This window comes from Actinophytocola sp. (assembly GCF_036555685.1).
In the GTDB taxonomy this organism is placed as follows: Bacteria; Actinomycetota; Actinomycetes; order Mycobacteriales; family Pseudonocardiaceae; genus Actinophytocola.
Genome location: NZ_DATBKY010000178.1, coordinates 1 through 26,142, shown reverse-complemented (window position 1 = coordinate 26,142; position 26,142 = coordinate 1). Strand labels below are relative to the sequence as shown.

The window sequence follows — 26,142 nt, the reverse complement described above, 5'->3', positions numbered from 1 at the left end:
AACCAGGCGCTGATCGACCCGATGTCGCCCGCCCGCAAGCGCAAGATGTTCGAGCTGCTGGTGCGCATGGGCTACAAGGAGATCGAGGTCGGCTTCCCCGCCGCGTCCCAGACGGACTTCGACTTCGTCCGCGAGATCATCACCGACGGCGCCGTACCCGACGACGTGTCGATCCAGGTGCTGTCGCAGTGCCGCCCCGAGCTGATCGAGCGGACGTTCGAGTCGCTGCAGGGCGCGAACAAGGCGATCGTCCACATCTACAACTCGACCTCGATCCTGCAGCGGCGGGTGGTGTTCCGCGAGGAGCGCGAGGGCATCAAGAAGATCGCCACGTCGGCGGCGGAGATGGTGCTCGAGTACGCGGCCAAGAACTCCGACACCGACTTCCGCTTCGAGTACTCCCCCGAGTCCTACACCGGCACGGAGCTCTCCTACGCCGTCGAGGTGTGCAACGCGGTCACCGAGATCTGGCAGCCGACGCCGGAGCGGCCGGTGATCGTCAACCTGCCGGCCACCGTCGAGATGGCGACCCCGAACGTGTACGCCGACTCGATCGAGTGGATGCACCGCAACCTGGAACGCCGCGACTCGGTCGTGCTGTCGCTGCACCCGCACAACGACCGCGGCACCGCCGTGGCCGCCGCGGAGCTGGGCTACCAGGCCGGCGCCGACCGCATCGAGGGCTGCCTGTTCGGCAACGGCGAGCGAACCGGCAACGTCTGCCTGGTGACGCTGGGCATGAACCTGTTCAGCCAGGGCATCGATCCGCAGATCGACTTCTCCGACATCGACGAGATCCGCCGCACGGTCGAGTACTGCAACCAGCTGCCGGTCGGCGAGCGGCACCCGTGGGGCGGCGACCTGGTGTTCACGGCGTTCTCCGGCTCGCACCAGGATGCGATCAACAAGGGCTTCGACTACCTGCGCGAACAGGCGTCGCGGGCCGGTGAGCCGGTCGACGAGTACCCGTGGGAGGTCCCGTACCTGCCGATCGACCCGAAGGACGTCGGCCGGACGTACGAGGCCGTCATCCGGGTGAACTCGCAGTCCGGCAAGGGCGGCGTGGCGTACGTGATGAAGACCGAGCACCAGCTGGACCTGCCGCGCCGACTGCAGATCGAGTTCTCGCAGGTGGTCCAGCGCTACACGGACAACGAGGGCGGCGAGGTGTCGCCGGCCCTCATGTGGTCGACGTTCTCCGCGGAGTACCTCGAGGTCGCCTCGCCCGTGGTCCTGCACGAGCATCGGATCACCGCCAGCGACAGCACGGCCGGCGCGGGCCACGACGAGATCGTCGCGTCGGTCGAGGTCGAGGGCGACCGGCACGAGATCAGCGGCTCGGGCAACGGCCCGATCGCGGCCTTCGTGGACGCCCTGGCGTCGGTCGGCTTCGACGTGCGCGTCCTCGACTACACCGAGCACGCCCTGACCGCGGGCGACGACGCCCGCGCGGCGGCCTATGTGGAGTGCACGATCGGCGACCGGGTGCTGTGGGGCGTGGGCGTGCACAGCTCGATCGTCACGGCCTCGCTGCGTGCGGTGGTCTCGGCCATCAACCGCGCGAACCGCTGAGCAGGTCCTCGCGGAGTCCGCAAAGGACGGTGCGGATCACGCGGTCGCAGTCGGCGGCGGGCGTCATCTCGACATGGCGTCCGCCGAGTGCCGCGGTCACCTCGCGGACCAGGCGGCCGGTGTCGCCGCCGTGGCTGGCACCGCGGGCGATCCACCTGCCCACCGCTTCGGCGACCGCGTGCCGGGTGCGATCCGCCGTGCCCCAGGCGAACATCGGCAGCTCGACCGTCAGTGTCGGGATGCCGAGCTCTCGTTCCAGGTACAGGCCGGCGCACTCGGCGCCCTCGACACCGATGCGGGCGGCCGGGAAGTACGCGTACGTGCAGGCGTCGAGCGTGGTCGTCCAGGACGCGGCCAGGCGGGGCCGGTGCGGGTACGGGAGCGCGCGCAGGCGGCGGCTCACGGCCGGCCACACGCGGTTCGCGTACAGGTACGGGGCCACCGCGCCGACGTCGTTGTGCACCAAGAGCAGCGCGGCCGGGCGCAGCTCGGCGAGCCTGGCACGCAGCGCGGCGGCCCGGTGCTGTGCCGGCGTCGACGGGTGCGCGCAGTGGGCGAACTCCACCTGGCCCGCCAGCGGCTGCAGGTACCCGTCGCGCGCGTAGCCGACCGGGTCCGTCGGCAGCGCGAACCGGTGCGGCGGCGGGTCGATGGGTCCGACCAGCGCCACCCGTCCGTCCACGTCGGACGGTACGAAGGCGGAGCCGAGCGGCTCGTTCGCGTGCGGCAGCACGCCGACGGCGATCAGCGGCCCGTCCCGGCCGGACACCGACACGTCCAGCGCCGAGCCGGCCGGCCACCCGTGGTCACCAGACGCTGTAGCCACCGTCGACCACCAGCACCTGGCCGGTCATGTGGTCCGACATCGCCGAGGCGAGGAACAGCAGCGGGCCGTTCAGCGCGTCCTCCGGGCCCACCCGGCCGGTCGGCATGAACCGCTTCACGAACTGCTCGCCGACCTCCGAGGCGAAGTAGTCGGCGTTCTTCGGCCCGGCGAGGTAGCCCGGCGCGAGCACGTTGCACTGCACGCCCCGGCCGGCGTACTCGAGCGCGATCGACTTCGTGAACCCGATCAGCGACGCCTTCGCCGCCGAGTACGCCGCCACCGTCGGCACGGGATGCATGCCGAGCACCGACGACAGGTTGATCACCTTGCCGCGCCGCCGCTTCGCCATGCCGGGCGCGTACGCGCGGCACAGCCGGAACGCGGTCCGCAGGTTGATCTCCAGCATGTGGTCGAGCACCTCGTCGGTGGTGTCCGCGAGGATCAGCGACGTGCCCGCGCCGACGTTGTTGACGAGCACGTCGACCTCGGGCTGGTCGGCGACGACCTGGCCGACGAACTCCGCGTCGGTCAGGTCGCCCGCCTGCCCGTCGGCGAGCGCTCCCGAGGCGATCAGCTCGACTAGCGCGTCCTTGTTCCGGTCCACGCCGAGCACCTTCGCGCCGGCGGCGCTGAACGCCGCCGCGGCGGCCCGGCCGACCGCGCCCGCCGCGCCGGTCAGCAGGACCGTGCGCCCGGCGAGCGACCAGGGGTGGGTACTCACGCGACCTCCAAACGACGGGACGGCAGGGACATCCGGGCCGACATGGCGAGCCCGGCCACCGCGAACAGGACGGCACACAGGACGGCGAGCCCGCCCGGGCCGGTCCACGCGGTCAGCACGCCGACGAACGGCGTCAGCACGGCGAAGCCCAGGTTGCGGGTGGTCGTGACGATGCTCATCGCCGTGGCCTCGCCGTGCTCGCGCAGGTCGTCCAGCACCCGGGCGCGGAACCGCGGCAGCAGCCTGGCCTGCGCGCTCTGCACGAGCACCGCGGCCACCAGCACGACGGCGACCGAGCGCGCGCCCAGGGCGGCGGCCGCGACGACCGCGAGCACCACCGTCAGCCGCAGCGGCCACCGGTCGCCGAGGACGGCCGCGGCTCCCGATGCCGCCAGTGCGACCCCGGCCGCGCAGACGCCGACCAGATGCTCGCTCAACCCGGCACGCACGTAGTACACCGGCGTCAGGTACAGCAGCACGGAGAACGCCGTGCCGACGAGGATCATCGCGAGCAGGTCCACGGGCAGTCCGGGTGCCCGCCGCACACCGGCCACGAGCCCGCGCAGCCGCGCGCCCAGCGGCACCCGGTCCACATCGGACGCCGACCGCACGTCCGGCACGCGCGCCAGGATGGCGACCGCCACGAGCTGCGCGGCCGCCGTCGCGACGAACGTCCACCGCATGCCCGCGAGCGACAGCCCGCTCGCCGACACCAGCACGACCGCCGTCACCGCCAGGTTCAGCGAACCGAACAGCCGCTCGCCCGCCTCGAACTCGCCCGGCCGGCTCGCGCGGCGCAGCACGGCGGCGGCGAGCGCCGCGTCCGCGCCCATGGTCAGGGCGGTGGCCGCGGCGAACAGCGGCTGCGCCGCCCAGAACGCCGCCGCGCTCGGCACGACACCGAGCAACAACGCGGCGGCGCCCTGCAGCGACCCGCCGAGCACCAGCGCCTGCCGGGGCCCGATCCGGTCGGCGAGGTGCCCGGCGGGCAGGTCGAACGCGACGATCAGCAGCGCGAAGAACGCCTCGATCACCAGCAGCAGCGAGAGCGGGATGGCCACCGAGGACGCGTAGAGCACGAGGTAGGGAAGGAAGAAGTAGCTGCCGAGGAGCAGCCGGGCCGCCAGGACCTTGCCGAAGTGGCCCGGCCACGGACGGTTCATCGGCCCGTCCGGGACAGCAGGTCCCACGTCCCCGGCTCCTCGACGTCGAGCCAGATCAGCTCCTGGTAGATCCGCTTGTAGTACGAGCAGTGCTCGGACTCCCGGTCCAGCGCCTTGAAGTGCGTGTAGCTCTTGTGCACGCAGCCGCCGTGGCAGAGCTGCTTCCACGTGCACGAGTTGCACTCGTCGATCTCCTCGACGTGCCGCTCGCGCAGCCGGGTCACGACCGGGCTCGTGTCGATGGCCGTGCGGATGTCGGTCTCGGCCAGGTTGCCGATCACGAACTCCGGCTTGCCGACCATCTCCTCGCACGGGTACAGGTCGCCGTTGGTGTCGACGGTGATCATGTTGACGCCCGCGCCGCACGGGTTGCGCATGCACATGTACTCGCGGCGGAACGAGCGCAGCGAGCCGAGCTCGCCGGCCTGCAGGTTCGCGAGCGGCACGACCTTCGCACCGGCCCGGGCGCGTGCGGCGACGTGCTTGACGACGGAGAAGTAGGACTCGAAGTAGACCTCGCCGGACAGCCACTCCTCCTCGCCGGCGTTCCCGGACTGGAACACCGGCAGGAAGCGGATGCTCGCCACGTCGAGCTCGGCCATGGAGTCGTACATCTCGACGATGCGGTCGGTGTTGCCGGCGTGCACGACGCACACCGCGTGCACTGCGATGCCCTTGTCCTGCAGCCGCCGGATGCCGCGGACGACGCCCTTGTAGGAGCCCTTGCCGCGGCGGTCGACCCGGAACTCGTCGTGCATCTCCGGCGTGCCGTCCAGCGAGACGCGGACGGAGAAGTTGTTCTCCGCGAGGAAGTCGCAGACCTTGTCGCTCAGGTTGAAGCCGTTGGTCTGGATGGAGAAGACGACCTTCTTGCCCGCCCGCGCGTAGACCTCCTTGGCGTACGCGACGACCTGGCGGATGTCCTTGAGCGCCATGGTCGGCTCGCCGCCGTGGAACTCGAGGCTGGTGAACGGCGTCGGCAGCGCGACGAGCTCGTCGACGGCCTTGCACATGAGCTCGAGCTTGAGCTGCTCGCGCGGCACGCCGTCCTCGATGGTGTAGCAGTAGGTGCAGGCGAGGTTGCACCAGTTGTGCACGTGGAACACGCCGAGCACCGGGTAGGTGTTGGCGGTCGACTTCGGCGCGAGCAGCTCCAGGCCCTCGACGCGGGCCGACGACGTGCCGAACCCCTTGCCGTCCACGGTGACGAGGCCGCGCTGGAACAGCTCGGCGACGCGGTCGGGCGCGATGACGTCCAGCTCGCCCAGGGTCGTCAGCTCGAGCGTGCGCAGGGCATCCACTTCGGACCGATCGTCCGTGACGACCCAGCCACCGGTGCCCGGGGACACCACGAGCGTGTGCGACCCGCGCTCCTCGAACCGGAGGTCATCGGCAGGGCCGACCCTGGTGTCGGCCGTCAACGAAAGTCGCACTGTCTGAGTCCTTTCTCTGTCCTCGCCGATCCGGCGGTCGGGGCGCGTCCCGGGGTGGGACACGCCCCAGCCCGCCGGTGCGTCAGGTCGCCACCCACGTGGCGGCGACGACTTCCTCCGTCTCGACAACCTCGACCTCGATCATCAGGACCCCTCCTCTCTCCATCGACCGTCGGTAACGGACGGGGAAAGAGTGGGTGGCGCGGCTCGACACGCACTCGAGAACCGCGCAGCGAACGGCTCGAGAGCAGGTCAAGGACCGTTGCGGCAGCTCGCACCCGAGCACTCGATGAGCTCGCCGAGCCGGTGGTCGAGCGCGGCGACGACGCCGGCGTACTCGGCCTCGCCCTCCGGCGTCGCGATCAGGTTGGTCAGCTGGTAGGGGTCCTTGCGGAGGTCGTACAGCTCGTACTCGCGGTCCGGCAGCGCGCGTTCCCGCTCGTACCACCGCACGTACAGGTACCGGTCGGTGCGCACCCCGCTCCACGACGGCATGTCCACCACGTACATCTCGTCGTCCTCGTGGCCGGGCACGGCCTCGGTGACCACGCCGTCGGTACCGCGCCGGCCACCGCCGCCGTACTCGCCGGCGAAGTCCGTGCGCCACTTCGGGTTCCCGCCGCCGAGGAGCGGGACGAGCGAGCGGCCGTCCACGTCGCCCGGCACGCGAACGCCGGCCAGGTCGAGCAGCGTCGGCGCGAAGTCGATCGACAGCGCCTGCTGCCGCCGCTCGCCTGCCTTGATCCCGGGTCCGGCGATGGCGAGCGGTACCCGCATGGACTCCTCGTACGGCGCCATCTTCTGCACCAGCCGGTGCGCGCCGAGGCTGTACCCGTTGTCGGAGGTGAACACCAGGTAGGTGTCGTCGAGCTCGCCGGTGCGCGCGAGCGTGTCCACGATGGCACCGACCATCTCGTCGAGCGCCAGCAGCGAGCCCAGCCGGTTGCGGTAGTCGGGGTCGTTGACGCCCGCGACGATCGCCGACCGGATCATGGCGCTGTCCCGCAGCCAGGTCGGCTTGTCCGAGACGTCACGCTCCTGGAGGTTCGGCGACCTCGGGACGGTCGCGTGGGTGTACGGGTTGTCCCGGTGGCGGGGCGCCGGCGGGATCGGGAAGTGCGGGGCGGTCGAGGCGGCGTAGAAGAAGAACGGGGCGCCCGACTTCGCCGCGTTCTCGATGAAGCCGACGGACTTGTCGCGGACGACGTCGGTGAGGTAGTCGGCCGGGCGGTGGCCGTGGTGCACGAACGTGCCGTTCTCGTTGAGCGTGTAGTCGTAGCCGGAGTACATGTTGTTGTCCACGCCGGCGTACCACTCGCTCCAGCCGGGCGGGATGTGCGCCGGGTCCTTCTCCAGGCCGTTCAGGTACTTGCCGGCGAGCCCGGTCCGGTAGCCGGCGTCGTGCAGGTACCTGGCGACCGTGTGGTCCTCGTTGCCGTTGGCGACGAACGTCTCGAAGCCGCCGACCTCCCCGGAGTTCGTGAGCACTCCCGTGTTGTGCCCGTACTTGCCGGTGAGCAGCGACGACCGGGACGCGCAGCAGATCGGCATCGGGGCGAAGCCGTTCGTGAAGTCCACGCCCCGGTCCCGGATCAGCGCCGCGGTCGCGGGCATCACCTCCCACAGCGGGGTCGTCGCCGAGTCCAGGTCGTCGGCCAGGATCAGGACGAAGTTCGGCCGCTCGTCGGCGGCGGGCGCGGCCGGCTCGGGTGCGCCGACCGCGACCGCGACACCGGAGGTCAACACCCCGGCCGCGGCCACGGTGAGCACCAGCCGGCTGACACGTGATCGCATCACGTCGTGTCCTCTCTCCATCGATGCGTGACGGATTGCGGACCACAACGTGATCCCCCGAGGCACGGGCCCTGTTCGGCCCGTGTTCGAGGTTGGTAATAGCTGCGCTCAGGTGGTGGGTGTCTCGCCGTCCGGCGTCGCGATGCCGGCCGGGTCGACGGTCAGCCCGTCGACGTTCTCCGGGAAGTGGCACGCGACCTTGTGTCCCGGGGCCAGGTCGACCAGCGGTGGCTCCTCGGTCGAGCAGATCTCCTGCGCCTTCCAGCACCGGGTGTGGAACCGGCACGCCGGCGGCGGGTTGATCGGGCTCGGCACATCGCCGGTCAGCCGGATCCGCTCCCGGCGGTGCCGCCGCGCGGTGTCCGGGATCGGTACCGCGGACAGCAAAGCCACGGTGTACGGGTGCATCGGGCGCTCGTACAAGGAGTTCCGGTCCGAGAGCTCGACGATCTTGCCGAGGTACATGACCGCCACGCGGTCGGACACGTGGCGCACCACCGACAGGTCGTGCGCGATCATCACGTAGGTCAGGTCGAGATCGTTCTGCAGGTCCTCCAGCAGGTTCACGACCTGGGCCTGGATGGACACGTCGAGCGCGGACACCGGCTCGTCCGCGACGATCAGCTTCGGGCGGAGCGCGAGCGTGCGCGCGATGCCGATGCGCTGGCGCTGGCCGCCGGAGAACTCGTGCGGGTAGCGGTTGTAGTGCTCCGGCGAGAGGCCCACCAGCTCGAGCAGGTCCTGCACGGCCTTCTTGACGCCATTCGGCGTCTCGACCTTCTGCAGCCGGAACGGCGCGCCGACGATCGTGCCGACCGTGTGCCGGGGGTTCAGCGACGAGTACGGGTCCTGGAAGATCATCTGCACGTCGCGGCGCAGCGGGCGCATCCGGCCGACGGACAGGTGGGTGATGTCCCGGCCGTCGAAGACGATCTTCCCGTCGGTCGGCTCGAGGAGCCGGGTGAGCAGCCGCCCGGTGGTCGTCTTGCCGCAGCCGGACTCGCCGACCAGCGACAGGGTCTCGCCGCGCCGGACGGCGAAGTCGAGCCCATCGACGGCCTGGACCGCCGCCACCTTGCGTTGCAGCAGACCACGCCGGACCGGGAAGTGCTTCTGCAGCCCGGTGACGGTCAGCAGCTCGTCCCCGGACTCGGCGCCCGGGGTGGGCGTCGCCTGGTCGGCTTCAGCAGTCACAACTCTCCCCGGTTCTCTACAGCTTCGGCTTGATCTCGTCGTTCCACAGCCGCAGCCGGTGCTCGGCCGAGAGGTGGCACGCGATCTGGTGGCCGCCACCGATGTCGCGCAGCACCGGCCGCTCGGTCTGGCTGCGGCCTTCGTTCAGCTCGTGGTAGGCGCACCTCGGGTGGAACGGGCAGCCGTCCGGCACGTTGATCAGGCTCGGCGGCGTGCCCGGGATCGGCTGCAGCCGCTCGGTCCGCTCCCGGTCCAGCCGCGGCATCGAGCCGAGCAGGCCCCACGTGTACGGGTGCTGCGGCTCGTTGAAGATCTCGTCCGCCCGGCCGTACTCGACCGCGCGGCCGGCGTACATCACCAGGATGTCGTCCGCGAGCTCGGCGACCACGCCGAGGTCGTGGGTGATGATGATGACCGCGGAGTTGAACTCCTGCTGCAGGTCCCGGATGAGGTCGAGGATCTGCGCCTGCACGGTGACGTCCAGCGCGGTGGTCGGCTCGTCCGCGATCAGCAGCTCCGGGTCGCACGACAGCGCCATCGCGATCATCGCGCGCTGGCGCATGCCGCCGGAGAACTGGTGCGGGTAGTCGTCCACACGGGACTTCGGGTTCGGGATGCCCACGCGGTCGAGCATGTCGATGGCGTGCTTGCGGGCCACCGACTTGCTGACGTCGTGGTGGATCCGGTAGGCCTCGATGATCTGGTCGCCGACCGTGTAGTACGGGTGCATCGAGGACAGCGGGTCCTGGAAGATCATCGCCATGTCCTTGCCGCGCAGCCGGCGCACCGACTCGCGGCCCATCCCCACGAGGTTCTGCCCGTTCAGCAGGATCTCGCCGGAGATCTGGGCGGTGCCCGCCTTGTGCAGGCCCATGATCGAGAGGCTGGTCACGCTCTTGCCCGACCCGGACTCGCCCACGATGCCGAGCGTGGCGCCCCGGTCGAGCTGGAAGGACAGCCCGTCGACCGACTTCACCACGCCGTCGTCGGTCGGGAAGTGCACGTAGAGGTCCCGCACGTCGAGGAACGTCCCGGACACGGGCGGCTCGGCATCGCTCGGCAGACCCGTGTCCGGCTCGACGTAGATGTCTTCCTGATCAGTCATGCGGTGCGCACCCTCGGGTCGACGACGGCGTACAGGAGGTCCACGATCAGGTTCGCCAGGATGATGAACGTCGCGCCGACGAGCGTCACGCCGAGCACCTTCGGCAGGTCCTGGTTGGTGATCGCGATGACCGCGTACTGCCCGATGCCCGGCAGCGAGAAGGTCGTCTCGGTGAGGATCGCGCCGCCGAGGAGCAGGCCGAGGTCCAGACCGAAGATCGTGAGGATCGGCGTCAGCGCCGAGCGCAGGCCGTGCTTGACCACGACACGGCGTTCGGGCAGGCCCTTCGCCCGTGCCGTGCGGATGAAGTCCTCACCCATCGTCTCGAGCATGCCGGCCCGGGTGAGCCGGGCGTACTGGGCCGCGTAGAGCAGGGCGAGCGTGATCCACGGCAGGATCAGCGCGGCCGCCCAGTCCCACGGGTTGTCCTGCTCCACGGGGTTCGTGCCGCCGGGCGGTGTCCACTCCAGCGTGTAGCTGAAGATCGACAACGCGAGCAGACCGGTGAAGAAGATCGGGAGCGACACACCGGCGAGCGCCACGCCCATCGCGGCTCTGTCGAAGATGCTGCCGCGTTTCAACGCGGACAGGACGCCGGTCGCCACCCCGCCGAACAGCCACAGGATCGCGGCTCCCGCGGCGAGCGACACGGTCACCGGCAATCGGTCGAGCAGGTCCGGCAGGACCGGGTTCTGGGTGATGAACGAGTACCCGAAGCAGGGCGCGGGGCAGTGGTCGACCTCGGTGCCGGTGTCGAAGTCCGCACCGGCGACCAGCCCCTTGGCGAACCGCCCGTACTGCTCCCAGAGCGGGTCGGTGAAGCCGAGGCGCTCCGCCGCGAGCTTGATCTGCTCCTCGCCGGCGGTCTTGCCGACGTAGCGGGATGCGAGGTCCTCCGCGGACGCCCCACCAAGGCGGGGCACTCCGAAGAAGATCAGGAAGGTGACCGCCGATACCACGAAGATAAGCAGTACCGCGGCGATCAGGCGGCGGATGACATAAGCAATCACGTGGCTGGCTCTGGAGACCGGCGGGCCACACGGGGTTGCCGTGCGGCCCGCCGGTCATCCGGCGCCGTTCACCTACTTTCGCGCTACTGCACGCCGAGCGTGGTGTAGTCGTACATGTTGTAGGCGTCGGTGATGAAGACGTTCGTCAACCTCTCCGGCCGGTAGAGCAGCTGCCGCGCCCACACGGTCGGAAGGTAGTACGCGTTCTCCATGACCTTCTTGTCGATGTCGACCCAGATCGGCTCGCGCGCCTTCTCGTCGAGCTCGCCGAGCGCCTTGTCGATCATCGCGTCGATCTCCGGGTCGTTGACGTTGAAGTTGGTGTTACCCGCGTCGCGGATGACCCGGCTGTCGGTGATCTGGCTCAGGAAGCCGAACCCGTCCGGCCAGTCCGAACCCCAACCGTAGACCCGCAGGCCCAGCTTGTTCTTCGTGGAGAAGTCCTTCTTGCCGGCGTAGAGCTTGCCGTAGTCGGACTGCGGGTAGGCCTTCAGCTCGGTCTTGATGCCGACCTTGTCGAGGGACTGCTGCAGTGCCTCGGCGGTCGCCTTCTCCGCCTCGCGCTCGGCCCGGTAGGAGATGTTGGTCGTGAAGCCGTTGGGCTGGCCGCACTCCTGGAGCTCCTGCTTGGCCTTGTCGATGTCGCCGTTCGGCTTGTCCTTGGCCTCGTAAAGGTCGATCTTCTTCGAGCCCGGGACCAACGGCGGCATCATGTTCGTCGCGATCTGGCCACCGCTCGACCCGCCGTACGCGCGGAGGAGGCCCTCCTTGTCGACCGCGTACATGACGGCCTTGCGGCAGTGGATGTTGTCGAACGGCTTGACGCTGTTGTCGAACGACGTGAACCAGGTCCGCGCCTGGTCGGCCGAGTCGGCGAACTGCTTGAGCTGCGGGTCGTTGAGGATCTTCGCCCGCGTCTCCGCCTGCACGCCCACACCGGAGATCGCCACGTCCAGCGCGCCGGACTGCAGGCGCTGGTCGATGTCGGCCTGGTTGACGTTCAGCTGGACCTCGATCCGGTCCGGCAGGGCCTTGCGGCCGGTGTCCGGGTCGGTCTTCGGGTCGTACTGGTCGTTGCGGACCATCGTGAACTGCTTGCCCAGCTCGTTCTTCTCGAACTTGTACGGGCCGGTGGAGATCACGTGCTCCTTGTACTTGGTGCCCGTGTCCTTCGCGGCCGGCACCGGAGCGGTGGACGGCAGCATCGCCAGGTAGTCGAAGCCGGAGAACGGCTTGATCAGGTGGAAGATGAGGGTCCGGTCATCGGGGGTCTCGATGGCCGTGAACTTCTTCATCGTCTTGTCCTTGTCCTTGTACGGGCCGGCATAGCCCTTCAGGTCAAGGAAGTCGTTGAAGTAGGTCGGGCCGTTGACGAGAACGTCCTTGTCCAGCGACCGCGCGATCGCGTACTTGACGTCCTCCGACTTGACCGGGGTGCCGTCCTCGTACTTGATGCCCTCACGCAGCTTGTAGGTCCACGTCTTGGCGTCCGTGCTCGGCTTGCCGAGGCTCTCCGCCAGGTCCGGCACCAGCTCGTTGGACTTCGCGCCCGGCGCCGACTTGAACGTCACCAGCGAGCGGGCGTAGTTCCGGACGAAGTTCCACGAGTAGCCGTAGTAGGTGTCGCCGGGGTCCAGCGAGTCGAAGTCGGAGTCGTTCGCGAACTTCAACGTGCCGCCCTTTTTGTCGGACGGGTTGAAGACGTTGTTCACTCCGGCGTTGTACTTCGGAGTGGCGTTGTCGCCGCCGCCCCCGTCCCCGTCGTCGCCGCCCCCGCTGCCGCAGGCCGACAGGCTCATAGCGAACGCCAAACCTGCGGCGATCGCGGTGACTCTCATCTTCTTCATTTCCAGATGCACCCTCTTTGTTGGTTGGAGCCGGGCGGCTCGGGATGTTCGGCGGCGTTCGATGGCCCTTGGATAGCTAGCGCCCCCGGGGATCGAGTGCGTCGCGGAGCCCATCGCCGAACAGGTTGAAGGCCAGCACGGTGATGAAGATCGCCAAACCCGGCGGGAACATGAACCACGGGTCGACCTGGTACCACTTGGTCGCCGTGTTGAGCATCCCGCCCCAGGTCGCGGTCGGCGCGGGAACACCGACGCCGAGGAACGAGAGCGCGGCCTCGAACAGGATGTTCGTCGGGATCAGCAGGGTTGAGTACACCAGGATCGGCGCCGCGAGGTTGGGCAGCAGCTCCTTGGCGAGGATGTAGGGCGAGCGGGCGCCGAGGCTGCGCGCGGCGTCGACGAACTCGCGTTCGCGTAGGGACAGGGTTTGCCCACGGACGATCCGCCCGATATAGGGCCAGTTGAAGAACCCGATGACGAACACGATGATCGCCACCCGCAGCCAGTAGCCGCGCAGACCCAGGACCTCGTCGGGCATGGCGCCGACGAGCGCGAGCGCGAAGAGCAGCAGCGGGAACGCGAGGAAGATGTCCATCAGCCGGCTGATCACCGCGTCAACCCAGCCGCCGAAGTAGCCGGAGATGACGCCCATGATCGTGCCGAGGAGCACGGAGAGCAGGGTGGCGAGGAAGGCGATCAGGAGGGAGACCTGGGCGCCGTAGACGACACGGCTGAACAGGTCGCGGCCGTTGATCGGCTCGACGCCGAAGAGGAAGTCCCAGCTGACGCCGCCGAGCGGACCGATGGGCAGGGAGGTGTTCGCGTCGACCTTCTCGTAGTGGAACTCGTTCGGCGGGTGGCCGAGCAGCTTGACGACGAGCGGAGCGGCGATCGCGACGATGATCAGGAAGATGATGATGAAGCCGCCGGCGAGGGCGACGCGGTCGCGCCGCAACCGCGACCACGCGATCTGACCGAGCGAACGGCCTTCGATGGCTTTCTTGCCGGCACCCTGGAGGGTGACTTCCGGTGGTGCTTCGGCGGTCTTGCCGGTTGTTTCGAGCGGAGCCGTCATGCCGTGGCCTGTCGGGACCCGTCCCGGGACATGTGTGTCGTCTCGGCCGGCCGATGGGTTGGCGCGAACCGCGGGTAAGCCATCGCGCAATCCTCCTGCGTTGGTCGGGATCTCACCGCTCGGTGGCAGACCCTAGCCCCTGTGTTCCGCAACCTTTAACGAGGTGAGGTTACGATCCGGGAACACGGGCGCAGATTTTGCGCCCTGCGAGCACTCTTGATCACGCTGTGTGGTCAGCGGCCTGTTTGGTTCCATCTACGGCGAACCAACCGGTTTCGAACCGCTGCCAGGACATCAGCGGTGCGCGGGCGGCCTCCCCGTCGCGCGCGACCGCTCGCGCCAGTCGCTCTGCGGGGTCGGACACCTCACACCAGACGAGTGCGGAGAGTAGGTGCCGGACCGACCGGCGGCCCGCGGAAACGCCCTCGAGCAGCAGGACTTTCGGCGGGTTGACAGTGATCACGGCGCCCGGGTGTGGCGAGCCGTCGGTCCAGTCGGTCTTCGTGTACCGGCCCGGGCGCCCGCCGGCGAGCGGGACGAGGACGCCGTCGCGCAGCCGGGGCCACCACGCCACGGGGTCGTCCCAGGTGGCGAAGTCGTCCGTCCGGATGATCACCGCGTCGAGCCCGGCGGCGAGCGCGTCGGCCAATGTGGACTTGCCGGACCCGGACGGCCCGTCGATGGCCACGAGCGTGACGTCGCCCAGCCGCGGCGGCCCCGGCCTCAGCATCGGGGGCCGTATCGGCGTCACACCGCGCGGCGGCCGGACAGCGCGCGGCCGAGGGTGAGCTCGTCGGCGAACTCGAGGTCGCCGCCCATGGGCAGGCCCGACGCGAGCCGGGTCACGGTGAGGCCGGGGAAGTCACGGAGCATGCGGACGAGGTAGGTCGCGGTCGCCTCGCCCTCGGTGTTGGGGTCGGTGGCGAGGATGACCTCGGTGACCTCCTGGTCGGAGATCCGCGCGAGCAGCTCGCGCACGCGCAGCTGGTCGGGCCCGATGCCGGACAACGGGTCGAGGGCGCCGCCGAGGACGTGGTAGCGGCCCTTGAACTCGCGGGTCCGCTCGATCGCGAGCACGTCCTTCGGCTCCTCGACCACGCAGACCGAGCTCGGGTCGCGGCGGGCGTCGCGGCAGATGCGGCAGGTCGCCTCCTCGGAGACGTTGCCGCAGATGTCGCAGAAGACCACGCCCTCCTTGACCCGCTGCAGCGCCTGCTGCAGCCGGGCGATGTCCGCGGGGTCGGCGCCGAGGAGGTGGAAGGCGATCCGCTGGGCACTCTTCGGCCCGACGCCCGGCAGCCGGCCGAGCTCGTCGATCAGGTCCTGGACCGGGCCCTCGTACATCTGCGGCTACATGCCGGGCAGGCCGAGCCCGCCCAGGCCACCGGCGAGTCCGCCCATCCGGTCGGCGGCGAGCTGCTGCGCCGCGCTGCTCGCGTCGCGCACCGCGGCCACGATCAGGTCGGCCAGGGTCTCGGTGTCCTCGGGGTCGACCGCCTTCGGGTCGATCGTCAGGGACTTGAGCTCGCCCGACCCGGACACGACCGCGGTCACGAGGCCGCCGCCGGCACTGCCGGTCGTCTCGGCGTTGGCCAGCTCCTCCTGTGCCGTCATGAGCTGTTCCTGCATCTTCTGTGCCTGCTGCAGGATCTGCTGCATGTCGGGTACGCCACCGGGTTGCACGCCGGCTCCTCTCATCTCGTGTCGTGTCCCAGCGTAGTCGTCCCGGCGTTGTGGCATCGTGAGCGGAGTGCGGCGACCTCTACTGCTGGTGACGTGCCTTGTCGTGCTCGCCGGATGTGGCACGCAGGCCGCCGGGATTCCCAGCCCGGCCCCGCACTCGCCGACCACGGCCACCACCTCCTCCACCGCGTCCTCCCCCGCGTCGTCTGTTCCGCCGGCCACCTCGTCGGCGCCCCGGACGACGTCGAAGAAGAAGCCACCCGCGCCGCCGCCGGCCGCATCGGGCGTGGTCGTGATCGACCCCGGGCACAACGGTGGCAACGCCGCGAACCCGGCTGCCATCAACCGTCAGGTGCCGGCCGGGCGCGGCCGGACCAAGCCGTGCAACACGACCGGCACGGCCACCGACGCGGGCTTCCCGGAGCACGCGTTCACGTGGGCGGTCTCGCTGCGGGCGCGCGACATCCTCGCCGCACGCGGCGTCAAGGTCCTGCTGACCAGGCAGAACGACACCGGTATCGGCCCATGCGTAGACGCGCGGGCGGCGGCCGGCAACAACGCGAACGCCGACGCCGTCGTGTCGATCCACGCGGACGGCGCCACCGACCCGTCCGCGCACGGCTTCCACGTGGCCTACTCGTCGCCGCCGCTGAACGCCGCGCAGGGCGAGCCTTCGGCTCGCCTGGCCCGCACCATGCGGGACGGTCTGCGCTCGGCCGGCTTCCCGCTGTCGACCTACATCGGGTCGGCCGGCCTCTCCCCGCGCGACGACTTGGGCGGGCTGAACCTGTCCACCCGCCCGGCGGTGCTCGTGGAGTGCGGCAACATGCGCAACGCGGCCGAGGCGGCGAAGTTCTCCGCCGGGGCCGGGCAGCAGGCGTACGCGGCCGCGATCGCCGCCGCGATCCTCGCCTACCTGCGCTAACGCTCCAGCGGGCGCGCGCCCAGCTTGTCGGTCAGCAGCTTGACCATGTCCGCCTCGGGATTGGGCGGCGGGTCGGGCTCGGGGCCGTCGCCGGAGTAGTAGTCCTCCTCGTCCGGGGGCTCCGGTGGAGGCGGCTCGTCGGCCTGGACCGGCTTGGGCGCCGGTTCGGGCCGGCGCGGGGCCGGCTGTTGCGGCCGGGTCGGCCGCTCGAAGGTCGGCGGCTCGGACCTGGGCGGCTTCGGGGCGGCGGCCGCGCCGGGGCCGCTGTTGTCGGCGTGCACGCAGCGCACGTGCCAGCTGCCACCGAACACGTTCTCCAGCGCCTTGGCGATCGCCTCGACGTTGCGGGACTCGCCGAGCCGGCGAGCGAGCGGCGCGGCCGTGTGCCCGATGGTCACGGTGTCGCCCTCGACCGACTGCACGCTCGCGTTGGTGAGCATGGCCTCGGTGCTGCGGCTGACCTTGCGCACCTCTGCGAGCAGCTCCGACCACAGCCGCCGGATGCCGGCCGCGTCGACGCCGCCCTGCGTGGCCGGTTGCCCGGCGGCCTCGGCGGCGGGCGTGGTGACGGCCGGCACGGGCTCCGGCGTGCCGGGCTGCGGCGTGCTGGACTTCGACGCGACGGGCCGCGGCGAGCTGGGCTCGGACGCGGGGGCCGGCCGGGCCGGCTTCTCCGCGGGCGGGCGCTTCGCCTCGGCCGGCTCGGCCTTGGACGGGCGCTGGTAGGTCGGGGCCTCTTCCACCGCACCGCCGCCCGCCGTGACCCGGCGCTCCATGCGTTCCAGCCGCTGCAGCACGGCCGAGTCCGCGGCCGAGTCCGTCGGCACCGCGCCCGGCAGGAGCATCCGCGCGCACAGCAGCTCCAGCAGCAGCCGCGGCGCGGTCGCGCCACGCATGTCGACGAGCCCCGTGTGCACGATCTCCGCGTAGCGGGTCAGCGTCGCCGGGCCGAGCTGCTGCGCCTGCGCCACCATCTTGTCCAGCTCGTCGCCGGGCGCGGTGACCAGGCCGCGGCCGCCCGCGTCCGGCACCGCCCGCAGCAGCACGAGGTCACGCAGCCGGTCGAGCAGGTCGGCGGCGAAGCGGCGCGGGTCGTGGCCGGCCTCGACGAGCCGGTCGACCGTGCCGTAGACCGCCGACGCGTCGTTCGCGGCGAGACCGTCGACCATGTCGTCGATCAGCGCCACGTCGGTGACCCCCAGCAGCGCGACCGCCCGTTCGTACGTGACGCCTTCCGGCCCGGCCCCGGCGAGCAGCTGGTCCAGCAGCGACTGGGTGTCCCGGGCCGAGCCGCCGCCCGCGCGGATGACCAGCGGGTACACCGCCGGCGCGACCGTGGCGCCCTCCGCGGCGACGTTGCGCTCGAGCAGCTCGCGCATCGCGCTCGGCGGGATCAGCCGGAACGGATAGTGGTGGGTGCGCGACCGGATCGTCGGCAGGACCTTGTCCGGCTCGGTGGTGGCGAAGATGAAGACGAGGTGCTCCGGCGGCTCCTCGACGATCTTGAGCAGGGCGTTGAAGCCCTGCGTGGTCACCATGTGCGCCTCGTCGATGATGAACACCCGGTACCGCGAGGAGGCCGGCGCGTAGAAGGCGCGGTCGCGCAGCTCGCGGGCGTCGTCCACGCCGCCGTGGCTCGCCGCGTCGAGCTCGACGACGTCCACGCTGCCCGGCCCCTCCGGCGCGAGCGCGATGCACGAGTCGCACTTGCCGCACGGGTCCGGCGTCGGCCCCTGCTCGCAGTTGAGCGACCGGGCCAGGATGCGCGCGCTGGACGTCTTGCCGCAGCCGCGCGGGCCGGAGAACAGGTAGGCATGGTTGACCCGCTTCGCGGTCAGTGCGACCCGGAGCGGTTCGGTGACGTGTTCCTGCCCGACGACCTCGGCGAAGGTGGCCGGACGGTACTTGCGGTAGAGGGCGAGCGCCACGGCCGTGACCCTACCTGCCGCCACCGACGCGCCGGCCACCCACGGCGGGCGCCCGACACGCTGGCTACAATGACCTTGGACCCCACGCGGCGTTCATCTCGTGAACCTCCCCAGGGCCGGAAGGCAGCAAGGATAAGCGGGCTCTGACGGGTGCGTGGGGTCCCTCTTCGTGTCTGGACCGCGCCGGGACTTTGGGCTGGTCGAGCGATCCGCCCGCCTCGAACGTGTGCAACCGGTCAACCGGTCTTGGCCGCGCCGTCGCGGCTTTGGTTGCCTCGAAGCCATGCAGCCGTTCGAGCTTCCCGAGTTCTACATGCCCTACCCGGCCCGGCTGAACCCGAACCTCGAGCGGGCGCGCGAGCACAGCAAGGCGTGGGCGTACGCGATGGACATGATCGACGTGCCGCAGCACGGCACGAAGATCTGGGACGAGCACGACTTCGACTCCCACGACTACGCGCTCCTGTGCGCCTACACCCACCCCGACACGTCCGGGCCGGACCTCGATCTCGTCACCGACTGGTACGTCTGGGTCTTCTACTTCGACGACCACTTCCTCGAGCTGTTCAAGCGCACCGGCGACCTGGCGGGGGCGCGCGAGTACCTCGACCGGCTGGCCGCGTTCATGCCGGTGACCGGCGAGGTGACCGGGACGCCGACGAATCCCGTGGAGAGCGGCCTCGCCGACCTGTGGGCACGCACGGTGCCCGCACATTCGCCCGACTGGCGGCGGCGGTTCGCGGAGAGCACGAAGAACCTGCTCGACGAGTCACTCTGGGAGCTCGCGAACATCAACGAAGGTCGGGTGGCCAACCCGATCGAGTACATCGAGATGCGCCGCAAGGTCGGCGGGGCCCCGTGGTCGGCGAACCTGATCGAGCACGCGGTCGGCGCGGAGGTGCCGGCGTCGATCGCCGCGTCCCGGCCGATGCGGGTCCTGCGCGACACGTTCGCCGACGGCGTGCACCTGCGCAACGACCTGTTCTCCTACGAGCGGGAGGTGCTCGACGAGGGCGAGCTGTCCAACGGCGTGCTGGTGCTCGAGCGGTTCCTCGACCTGACCACGCAGCAGGCGGCCGAGGCGGTGAACGACCTGCTGACGTCGCGGCTGCACCAGTTCGAGCACACGGCGCTCGCCGAGGTTCCGCCGCTGCTCGCGTCGCACGGCGTCGACGCCGCCGGGGTAGCCGCGTACGTGAAAGGCTTGCAGGACTGGCAATCCGGTGGCCACGAGTGGCACCTGCGGTCGAGCCGGTACATGAACGGGCGCGCGTCAGTCCTGAGTGGACCGTCCGGCCTCGGCACGTCGGCGGCGCGGATCGGCGCGTCGATGCTGGCCACGCTGCCGCAGCGGGCGCGGGCGTTCCGGCACGTGCCGTACGAGCACGTCGGTGTCCGGCCGCGGCCCGCCCTGTACATGCCGTACCCGCTGCGGCTGAGCCCGCATCTCGACGCTTCCCGCGAGCACGTCGTGACCTGGGCGAGGTCGGTCGGCATCCTGGCCGAGGGCGTGTGGACCGAGCGGGACCTGCGCGACATCGACCTGCCGCTGTGCGCGGCCGGCATCCACCCGGCGGCGTCGGCGGACGAGCTGGACGTCTCGTCGATGTGGCTGACGTGGGGCACCTACGGCGACGACTACTACCCGCGGCGGTTCGGCGCCGACCTCGCCGGGGCGCGGGCGAGCAACGAGCGGTTGAAGCAGCTGATGCCGGTCGAGGGGCCGGCGGCGCTGGTACCCGCCTCCGCGCTGGAGCGCGGGCTGCTCGACGCCTGGCAGCGGACGGCCGGTCCACTGTCCGCCTCGGCACGCCGGACGTTCGCGGCGGCGATCGAGCACATGCTGGACGCCTGGCTGTGGGAGCTGGACAACCACCGGCTGAACCGGATCCCGGACCCGGTCGACTACCTGGAGATGCGCCGCCAGACGTTCGGCTCGGACCTCACGCTGTCGTTGGCGCGGCTGGCCCACGACTCGCTGCCCGCGAAGGTCCTGCGGACGCGGCCGGTCCAGTCGCTGGAGAACGCGGCGATGGACTACGCGGCCCTGCTCAACGACGTGTACTCGTACCGGAAGGAGATCGAGTTCGAGGGCGAGCTGCACAACGCCGTGCTGGTGGTGCGGAGCTTCCTCGGGGTCGGCACGGACCGGGCGTTCGAGGTGGTCGTGGACCTGATGACGGCGCGGATGAAGCAGTTCGAGCACGTGCTGGCCGAGGAGCTGCCGGCGCTGCTCGCGTCGCTGGACGGGCCGGTCCGGGCGGCGCTGGAGGCGTACGTCGGCGGGTTCACCGACTGGATGGCGGGGATCCTCAACTGGCACGAGCACTGCCGCCGGTATTCCGACGCGGCGCTGCGGTATCCGGCGCCCCGGTTCGGCCCGTCCGGGCTCGGCACGTCGGCGGCGCGGCTGGCCCGGCTGCGGTAGTTGTCCACAACCGAGCCACTTGTCCACAGATCGGGTTTTCGCCGGTGGCGCTGTCGCTGTGCCGATCTAGTGTGGCCTTATGTTGCCCTGGTCCACCGAACTGGCCGGTCGTATCGAGCAGGGTGTCGTGCGGAGCGAGCTGCTGCGCGGCAACCCGCTGGGCGACCCGCACGAGCGTCCCGTCTACGTCTACCTGCCGCCGGGCTACGACGACGATCCCGGCCGGCGGTATCCGGTCGTGTACACGATCCAGGGCTATACCGGGCACGTCGCGATGTGGTTCAACCGTGCCCCGTTCCGCCGGCCGTACCCGGAGCTGGCGGACGAGCTGTTCGCCACCACGGACACCCCGCCGGCGATCGTCGTGTACGTCGACGCGTGGACCGCGGTGGGCGGCAGCCAGTTCCTCGACTCCCCGGCGACCGGCCGCTACCACTCGTACCTGTGCGAGGAGGTCGTGCCGTGGGTCGACGCGCGCTACCGCACGCTGCCCGACCGCGACCACCGCGCCATCGCGGGGAAGTCGAGCGGCGGCTACGGCTCGATGGTCACGCCGATGCTGCGCCCGGATGTCTTCGGCGCCCTCGCCACGCACGCGGGCGACGCGCTGTTCGAGGTCTGCTACCAGCCCCACTTCAGGGACATAGCGCGCCTCCTCCGTGACGAGTACGACGGCTCGTACGCCGCGTTCCTGGCGGACCTGCGAGGCCGCGTCCATGGCACGAAGGACAGCGACATGGACCTGATCGAGATGTACGGCTACGCGGCGGCCTACTCGGGCAACGAGGACGCCTCGGTAAGCATGCCGTTCGACGACATAGGCGCGGTGGTCCCCGAGGTGTGGAGCCGCTGGCTGGCATGGGACCCGGTCCGCATGGCAGTGGAGCCGAAGTATGCGGAAGCCCTCCGCGCCCAACGAGCCATCTGGATAGACGCGGGAACGAGGGACGAGTACCACCTGGACTTCGGCGCCGAAGCCTTCCGCCGCGAGGTGGCAAAGGCGGGCGTCCCGGCGGAGAAGGTCCACTTCGAACTCTTCAACGCCAAGCACGGCGCTATCGAGTACCGCTACCCGTTAGCGCTTTCCTGGCTGTGCCACAACCTGACCTGACAGTCGGTCTGCTCCCTCCCGGCGATCAGCCCGAACCGCCACCTTCGGCCCTGAGCCGCGGACTCGGAATCTCCACACCCCCGGCCGAACCTCGCCGTCCGCCCGAAGCCGCCCTCCACACCTGACACTCCGACAACGGCCCGGAGGCTAACCGTCGTGAACCTCCGCGTGCTCCGGCGAAACGACTGCCCCATCGCCGGCCGAGCCGACACGCTTGGCGCGACTCAGCTTCGCCGGCCACCAGACCTTCGGTCCGATGTCGACGGTCAGCGCCGGCACCAACAAGGACCGCACCACGATCGTGTCGAGGAGGACGCCGAACGCGACGATGAAAGCGATCTGTGCAAGGAACAGCACCGGAATGACCGACAGTGCCGCGAAGGTCGCCGCCAGCACCACGCCGGCCGACGTGATCACGCCGCCCGTCACCGCCAGCCCGTGCAGTGTGCCGGTCCGGGTGTCCGTGGCGATCGTCTCCTCGCGGACGCGGGTCATCAGGAAGATGTTGTAGTCGATGCCCAGCGCCACCAGGAAGATGAAGCCGAACAACGGCATCGCCGGGTCCGAGCCCGGAAAGTCGAGGAGGTTGTTGAACACCAGCGCCGACACGCCCATCGTCGCCGCGAACGACAGGACCACCGTCGCGATCAGCATGAGCGGAGCGACCAGCGCGCGCAGCAGCACGGCCAGCACCACGAAGATCACGGCGAGCACGATCGGGATGATCAGCGAGCGGTCGTGCTCGGAGGCGTCCTGGACGTCGAGCTGGATCGCGGTCTGGCCGCCGACCTTGGCGTCCGCCTCCGGCACCGCGTGGACCGCCGCTCGCAGGCGTTCCACAGTAGACACCGCGGCCTCGGAGTCGCTCGGGTCGTCCAGCACCGCCTGGATCAGAACGAGGCCGCCCGACGTGGCCACCGGCGCCACCTCCGACACGCCGGGCACGCGGGCCGCCCGGACCACCTCGTCGGCCGCGCCGGCGTCGGCGATGACGACCGTCGGCGAGCCCGACCCGCCCGGGAAGTGCCGCGACAGGATTTCCTGGCCGGTCGTGGAATCCACCTCGGTCAGGAACAGGTCCGACTGCGACGTGCCGCTCGCCTTGAGCTGCGGCAGGAACGCGACGCCGACCAGCAGCACCAGTGTCGTCACGATCCACACCACGCGCGGCCGGGCGCCGACGAGCCGCGCGATGCGGCCCCAGAGTCCGGCGTGCTCGGGCTTCGCCGAGCCGTACTTCGGGCGGAACGGCCAGAACGCGGATCGGCCGAGCAGTACGAGTACGGCGGGCAGGAACGTCAAGGAGGCGAGGAGCGCACCCGCGATCCCGATCGCCGCGACGGGCCCGAGCCCCTGGTTGGAGTTGAGGTCGGAGAACAGGAGGCAGAGCAGACCCAGGATCACCGTCCCCGCCGATGCGGTGATCGGCGCGGCCGTGGCCCGCCATGCGGCCTTGATCGCGGTGTACCGGTCCTCGGTGTCGCGCAGGATCTCGCGGAACCGCGAGACCAGCAGCAACGCGTAGTCGGTCGCTGCGCCGAACACGAGGATGAACAGGATGCCCTGGCTCTGCCCGTTGAGCGTCAGCGTGCCGCTCTCGGCGAGGCGGTAGACGACGAAGCTCGCGGTACCGAGCGCGAACACGGCGGAAAGGAGCACGATGATCGGCAGGACCGGGCTGCGGTAGACGATCACGAGGATGACCACGACGACCGCGCCGGCGACGACGAGCAGGAGCCCGTCGATCCCGCCGAACGCCGTGACGAGGTCGGCGATCTGCCCGGCCGGGCCGGTGACGAGCACGGTCAGCCCGTCGGGCTTGCCGTCCGCGAGTGCGTCCCGGACCTCGTCGACGACCTCACCGGGATTGCCGTCACCGCTGATCGACACGACGAGCTGCAGCGCCTTGCCGTCCTCGGACGGCAAGGCGGGCCGCGGCGGTTCGGCGACCCCCTCGATGCGAGCGAGCGCGGCGCCCCTCCCGTTGAGGTAGTCGACGTCCGCCCTGGTGACGCCGCTGTCCCGCTCGGCGACGACGATCGCCGGGAGGACCTCCTTCTCGCTGAACCGCTGCTGCAGGTCGGCGACCTCGGTGGCCTCGGCGGAGTCGGGGAGGAAGGCGGCGTTGTCGTTCTCGGCGACGTCCGCGAGCTTGCCGGCGTAGGGCCCGCCGAGCGCCCCGAGCCCCAGCCAGACGACCACGAGCAGGGCCGGCAGCCACCACATCCGTCGCATACGCATCCCTCGGTCGAACGCCGCTCGCCCGAATCATGACCGCATGTCCCGCCGGTTCGCACAGCGACCCCGCTGCGACCTCGGTCACGCCCGTCGCCGGCTGCTTGTCGGTGGCTCCGGATAGCGTCGCGATCATGCGTTCCGGGCCTTCGCGCGAGAGGAAAGGTCCTGCTCGCGCTACGGGAGACCACCGGTTACGCGGACGGGCAGTGGACCCTGCCGACGAGCGGCAGGGTCGAACCCCTCGAAGACCTCGTGGACGCCGCTCGGCGGAAGGCACTCGAGGAGGTGGGTCTCGACTCGGCGAGCCGCGCCCAGCCGCGATCGTGCACCATCGGGACCCGGCCAGGAGGCCCGACTCGGTTTCTTCGAGGCGCTGAACGGATGCCAGGCGAGGCGGTCACCGCCCATCCGTTACAAGTGCGGCGGCATCGCCCGGCGCCCGCTCGACGCAGCGCCGGCGACACGGTCCCTGTCCCGGCGTCGACCTCTACCGGCGCGGCGCGCCCTACGCCCGCCGTAGAACATGGCCGGAAGCCGGACTCAGTCCCGGTTCATCCCCGGCTCACGGCGATCGCTGTACTCGGGATCGGTGACGTCGGCCCCCTCCTCGACCTCCTCCAGGACCTCCTTGTCGGGGTTGACCAGGCTGCCGTCCGTACCGACGCCGTCGCTCAGCTCGCCGCTGCGGTCGGCGCCGTGCTCGTCGAGAGGCTCCTCGGGGCTGCGCAGGCTGCCATCGGTCCCGACACCGGTACCGGTCTCCAGCTCGTCGTCTCTCAGGTCGTCTTCGTGAGGCATATCGCCCACCCCTCCGCTAGGTGTTCCCCGCCAGAACTACCCGCATCGGCGGAACCTAAGCCCGGAGAAACGCGAGGCGACGCGGTCCGCGGACCACGTCGCCTGTTGTCGAGCGGAGGATGCGGGATTTGAACCCGCGAGGGGCTATCAACCCCAACACGATTTCCAATTCCACTCCGAGTCGTTCAGACGGGTCCTGTCACGTCGTTTCGGCAGGTCAACGTGAGTGCAGCGACTGTTCGGACCTAGGCCACATCGAACGGAACTGAGACCCGAACTGAGCCCCAAAGAGGCTGGACCATCATCAGTGGGGTCCCCCGATGATCAACCGGCCTGGGGATGTCCCAGCGTGATCATCAGCCCCCACATGCCCGCTCCGTACCCGGTACCAGCCGCCTGCTGCTCCGTCGGGGCCGGGCTGCTTACACGTCCGTCCGGTGATCGATCGCGGCTTCGTAGAAGGCGTCCGCGAGCGCCATGATGACGCCGCTGACCGCGGGACCGTCGCTGAAGAAGTAGTCGGCCATGGTGTTGTGGGCGTCCTGGTTGTCGACGACGGCCTCGGTGACCATGGTCTTGAACTCGTCGAGGTCCATGAACTGCTTCTTGGTGTTCACCCTGGTCAGGCGCACGAGGTCGGGGTAGGCGAGGAGGCGCTCGACCAGGCCATTGACGAACTCCTGGATCTGTGACTGGGTGAACGACTCGGCGCCGAAAAGGTCGTTCATCTTGTCGATGACGATCTGTAGCGCGACGTACTTGGGCTCCTTCCTCGTGCCAGTGCCCGCGGCGCCGATGCCTTTGAGTTCGTCACCACCGGTCAGCGAGATGTCGACCGCGGCTCCCTTGTTGTGCTTGACCCCGACCAGGACCACGTCGGAAAGGTCGACCTCCGCGGCCCAGGATGCGTCTGCGATGAGCTTTTCCAGGAGCCGCAGGAAGATCGACAGCATCTCCATGTACGGGTCGCCGTAGTCGACGATCTGGGACATGAAGTCGTAGAGCCGGACGTAGGTGGAGACGTCCTTGCGGAACAGGTCGAGGGTGCTGAGGGTGACCTTGTCGTCGGCCTCGAGCGCGGCGGCGTAACGGCGGGCGAAGTGGTCCTTGGCCGGGCTGATCGCGGCCGAGAGCGCGTTGTTGCCCTTGCGCTCGACCCACAGCCGAGCGACCTCACGCACCTGGTCCTCGGTGTAGATCCCGGCCTGGGCGAGCTTGGTAGCCAGGTGGACGACCACGTAGGGGTCGGTCTCGGTCTCGAGGGTGGCGTTGGTGAAGTACGGCTCGAACG

At 70.1% G+C, this 26,142-nt stretch carries 20 protein-coding genes, 1 other RNA gene and 2 pseudogenes; 6 read left to right on the top strand and 17 right to left on the bottom strand.

Annotated features, from left to right (window positions below):
• A partial coding sequence (gene leuA, locus VH969_RS17015; protein WP_331975232.1) for a 2-isopropylmalate synthase occupies positions 1-1,572 on the top strand: 1,572 nt, incomplete at its 5' end.
• Here leuA and VH969_RS17010 read toward each other — a convergent pair.
• The 13 genes from VH969_RS17010 to VH969_RS16950 form a co-directional block, all read right to left on the bottom strand.
• Positions 1,553-2,398: a hypothetical protein gene (locus tag VH969_RS17010; protein ID WP_331975230.1), complete on the bottom strand. Its 846-nt coding sequence runs from the start codon at positions 2,396-2,398 to the stop codon at positions 1,553-1,555. The two genes, leuA and VH969_RS17010, sit on opposite strands and share 20 nt — an antisense overlap.
• Positions 2,379-3,119, bottom strand: a complete 741-nt coding sequence (locus VH969_RS17005) for an SDR family NAD(P)-dependent oxidoreductase (RefSeq protein ID WP_331975228.1) — start codon at positions 3,117-3,119, stop codon at positions 2,379-2,381. The genes VH969_RS17010 and VH969_RS17005 overlap by 20 nt, the downstream gene beginning before the upstream one ends.
• Positions 3,116-4,309 carry an MFS transporter gene (locus VH969_RS17000; protein WP_331975226.1) on the bottom strand — a complete coding sequence of 398 codons (1,194 nt, stop codon included), beginning with the start codon at positions 4,307-4,309 and terminating at the stop codon, positions 3,116-3,118. The genes VH969_RS17005 and VH969_RS17000 overlap by 4 nt, the downstream gene beginning before the upstream one ends.
• Entirely contained in the window at positions 4,279-5,715 is a 1,437-nt protein-coding gene (locus tag VH969_RS16995; RefSeq protein ID WP_331975224.1) for a radical SAM/SPASM domain-containing protein, read from the bottom strand. Before VH969_RS16995 ends, VH969_RS17000 begins: the two co-directional genes overlap by 31 nt.
• 252 nt (positions 5,716-5,967) lie before the next feature.
• Positions 5,968-7,509, bottom strand: coding sequence for a sulfatase family protein (locus VH969_RS16990; protein ID WP_331975234.1), 1,542 nt, complete (start codon positions 7,507-7,509; stop codon positions 5,968-5,970).
• 108 nt (positions 7,510-7,617) lie between these two features.
• Positions 7,618-8,703, bottom strand: coding sequence for an ABC transporter ATP-binding protein (locus tag VH969_RS16985; protein WP_331975222.1), 1,086 nt, complete (start codon positions 8,701-8,703; stop codon positions 7,618-7,620).
• Positions 8,704-8,719: 16 nt separating this feature from the next.
• On the bottom strand, positions 8,720-9,808 hold the full coding sequence (locus VH969_RS16980) for an ABC transporter ATP-binding protein (protein ID WP_331975220.1): 1,089 nt from the start codon (positions 9,806-9,808) through the stop codon (positions 8,720-8,722).
• Positions 9,805-10,818: an ABC transporter permease gene (locus VH969_RS16975; RefSeq protein WP_331975218.1), complete on the bottom strand. Its 1,014-nt coding sequence runs from the start codon at positions 10,816-10,818 to the stop codon at positions 9,805-9,807. Before VH969_RS16975 ends, VH969_RS16980 begins: the two co-directional genes overlap by 4 nt.
• An 83-nt stretch (positions 10,819-10,901) precedes the next feature.
• Positions 10,902-12,665, bottom strand: coding sequence for an ABC transporter substrate-binding protein (locus tag VH969_RS16970; RefSeq protein ID WP_331975216.1), 1,764 nt, complete (start codon positions 12,663-12,665; stop codon positions 10,902-10,904).
• A gap of 76 nt (positions 12,666-12,741) precedes the next feature.
• Positions 12,742-13,740, bottom strand: coding sequence for an ABC transporter permease (locus tag VH969_RS16965; protein ID WP_331975214.1), 999 nt, complete (start codon positions 13,738-13,740; stop codon positions 12,742-12,744).
• Between the two features lie 220 nt (positions 13,741-13,960).
• Positions 13,961-14,470 (bottom strand): uridine kinase family protein, encoded by a 510-nt coding sequence (locus VH969_RS16960; RefSeq protein ID WP_331975212.1) that lies wholly within the window; start codon positions 14,468-14,470, stop codon positions 13,961-13,963.
• Between the two features lie 17 nt (positions 14,471-14,487).
• Positions 14,488-15,084: a recombination mediator RecR gene (gene recR, locus VH969_RS16955; protein WP_331975210.1), complete on the bottom strand. Its 597-nt coding sequence runs from the start codon at positions 15,082-15,084 to the stop codon at positions 14,488-14,490.
• A gap of 6 nt (positions 15,085-15,090) precedes the next feature.
• Entirely contained in the window at positions 15,091-15,438 is a 348-nt protein-coding gene (locus tag VH969_RS16950) for a YbaB/EbfC family nucleoid-associated protein (protein ID WP_331975208.1), read from the bottom strand.
• Between the two features lie 43 nt (positions 15,439-15,481).
• On the opposite strand from VH969_RS16950, the gene VH969_RS16945 reads away from it, so the two are divergent.
• Positions 15,482-16,348, top strand: coding sequence for an N-acetylmuramoyl-L-alanine amidase (locus VH969_RS16945; RefSeq protein WP_331975206.1), 867 nt, complete (start codon positions 15,482-15,484; stop codon positions 16,346-16,348).
• On the opposite strand, the gene VH969_RS16940 is transcribed toward VH969_RS16945, so the two are convergent.
• Positions 16,345-18,276: a DNA polymerase III subunit gamma and tau gene (locus tag VH969_RS16940; protein ID WP_331975204.1), complete on the bottom strand. Its 1,932-nt coding sequence runs from the start codon at positions 18,274-18,276 to the stop codon at positions 16,345-16,347. The genes VH969_RS16945 and VH969_RS16940 overlap by 4 nt on opposite strands.
• Before the next feature lie 74 nt (positions 18,277-18,350).
• On the opposite strand from VH969_RS16940, the gene ffs reads away from it, so the two are divergent.
• From ffs to VH969_RS16925, 3 genes are all read left to right on the top strand, one after another.
• Positions 18,351-18,445, top strand: an RNA gene (gene ffs, locus VH969_RS16935) — signal recognition particle sRNA small type.
• 114 nt (positions 18,446-18,559) lie between these two features.
• Positions 18,560-20,704, top strand: coding sequence for a terpene synthase family protein (locus VH969_RS16930; RefSeq protein WP_331975202.1), 2,145 nt, complete (start codon positions 18,560-18,562; stop codon positions 20,702-20,704).
• Positions 20,705-20,783: 79 nt separating this feature from the next.
• A complete protein-coding gene (locus tag VH969_RS16925; RefSeq protein ID WP_331975200.1) occupies positions 20,784-21,815 on the top strand; it encodes an alpha/beta hydrolase in 1,032 nt (343 codons plus the stop codon).
• A gap of 147 nt (positions 21,816-21,962) precedes the next feature.
• Here the strand turns inward: VH969_RS16925 and VH969_RS16920 are convergent, their stop codons facing one another.
• Positions 21,963-24,056 carry an MMPL family transporter gene (locus VH969_RS16920; RefSeq protein ID WP_331975198.1) on the bottom strand — a complete coding sequence of 698 codons (2,094 nt, stop codon included), beginning with the start codon at positions 24,054-24,056 and terminating at the stop codon, positions 21,963-21,965.
• Between the two features lie 66 nt (positions 24,057-24,122).
• Here VH969_RS16920 and VH969_RS34540 point away from each other — a divergent pair.
• Positions 24,123-24,341 (top strand): annotated as a pseudogene (locus VH969_RS34540) (NUDIX domain-containing protein); the annotation flags it as partial.
• 252 nt (positions 24,342-24,593) lie between these two features.
• On the opposite strand, the gene VH969_RS16915 reads toward VH969_RS34540, so the two are convergent.
• Together VH969_RS16915 and VH969_RS16910 are read right to left on the bottom strand one after the other, a co-directional pair.
• A complete protein-coding gene (locus VH969_RS16915) occupies positions 24,594-24,851 on the bottom strand; it encodes a hypothetical protein (protein ID WP_331975196.1) in 258 nt (85 codons plus the stop codon).
• A gap of 422 nt (positions 24,852-25,273) precedes the next feature.
• A pseudogene (locus VH969_RS16910) lies at positions 25,274-26,142 on the bottom strand (type I restriction endonuclease subunit R); the annotation flags it as partial.

Excerpts from the sequence above, each read along its gene's own strand:
- VH969_RS16990 (WP_331975234.1), bottom strand. The coding sequence starts at position 7,509 with ATGCGATCACGTGTCAGCCGGCTGGTGCTCACCGTGGCCGCGGCCGGG.
- VH969_RS16980 (WP_331975220.1), bottom strand. The coding sequence starts at position 9,808 with ATGACTGATCAGGAAGACATCTACGTCGAGCCGGACACGGGTCTGCCG.
- VH969_RS16970 (WP_331975216.1), bottom strand. The coding sequence starts at position 12,665 with ATGAAGAAGATGAGAGTCACCGCGATCGCCGCAGGTTTGGCGTTCGCT.
- VH969_RS16965 (WP_331975214.1), bottom strand. The coding sequence starts at position 13,740 with ATGACGGCTCCGCTCGAAACAACCGGCAAGACCGCCGAAGCACCACCG.
- VH969_RS16960 (WP_331975212.1), bottom strand. The coding sequence starts at position 14,470 with ATGCTGAGGCCGGGGCCGCCGCGGCTGGGCGACGTCACGCTCGTGGCC.
- recR (WP_331975210.1), bottom strand. The coding sequence starts at position 15,084 with ATGTACGAGGGCCCGGTCCAGGACCTGATCGACGAGCTCGGCCGGCTG.
- VH969_RS16950 (WP_331975208.1), bottom strand. The coding sequence starts at position 15,438 with ATGAGAGGAGCCGGCGTGCAACCCGGTGGCGTACCCGACATGCAGCAG.
- VH969_RS16930 (WP_331975202.1), top strand. The coding sequence starts at position 18,560 with ATGCAGCCGTTCGAGCTTCCCGAGTTCTACATGCCCTACCCGGCCCGG.
- VH969_RS16925 (WP_331975200.1), top strand. The coding sequence starts at position 20,784 with ATGTTGCCCTGGTCCACCGAACTGGCCGGTCGTATCGAGCAGGGTGTC.
- VH969_RS16920 (WP_331975198.1), bottom strand. The coding sequence starts at position 24,056 with ATGCGTATGCGACGGATGTGGTGGCTGCCGGCCCTGCTCGTGGTCGTC.
- VH969_RS16915 (WP_331975196.1), bottom strand. The coding sequence starts at position 24,851 with ATGCCTCACGAAGACGACCTGAGAGACGACGAGCTGGAGACCGGTACC.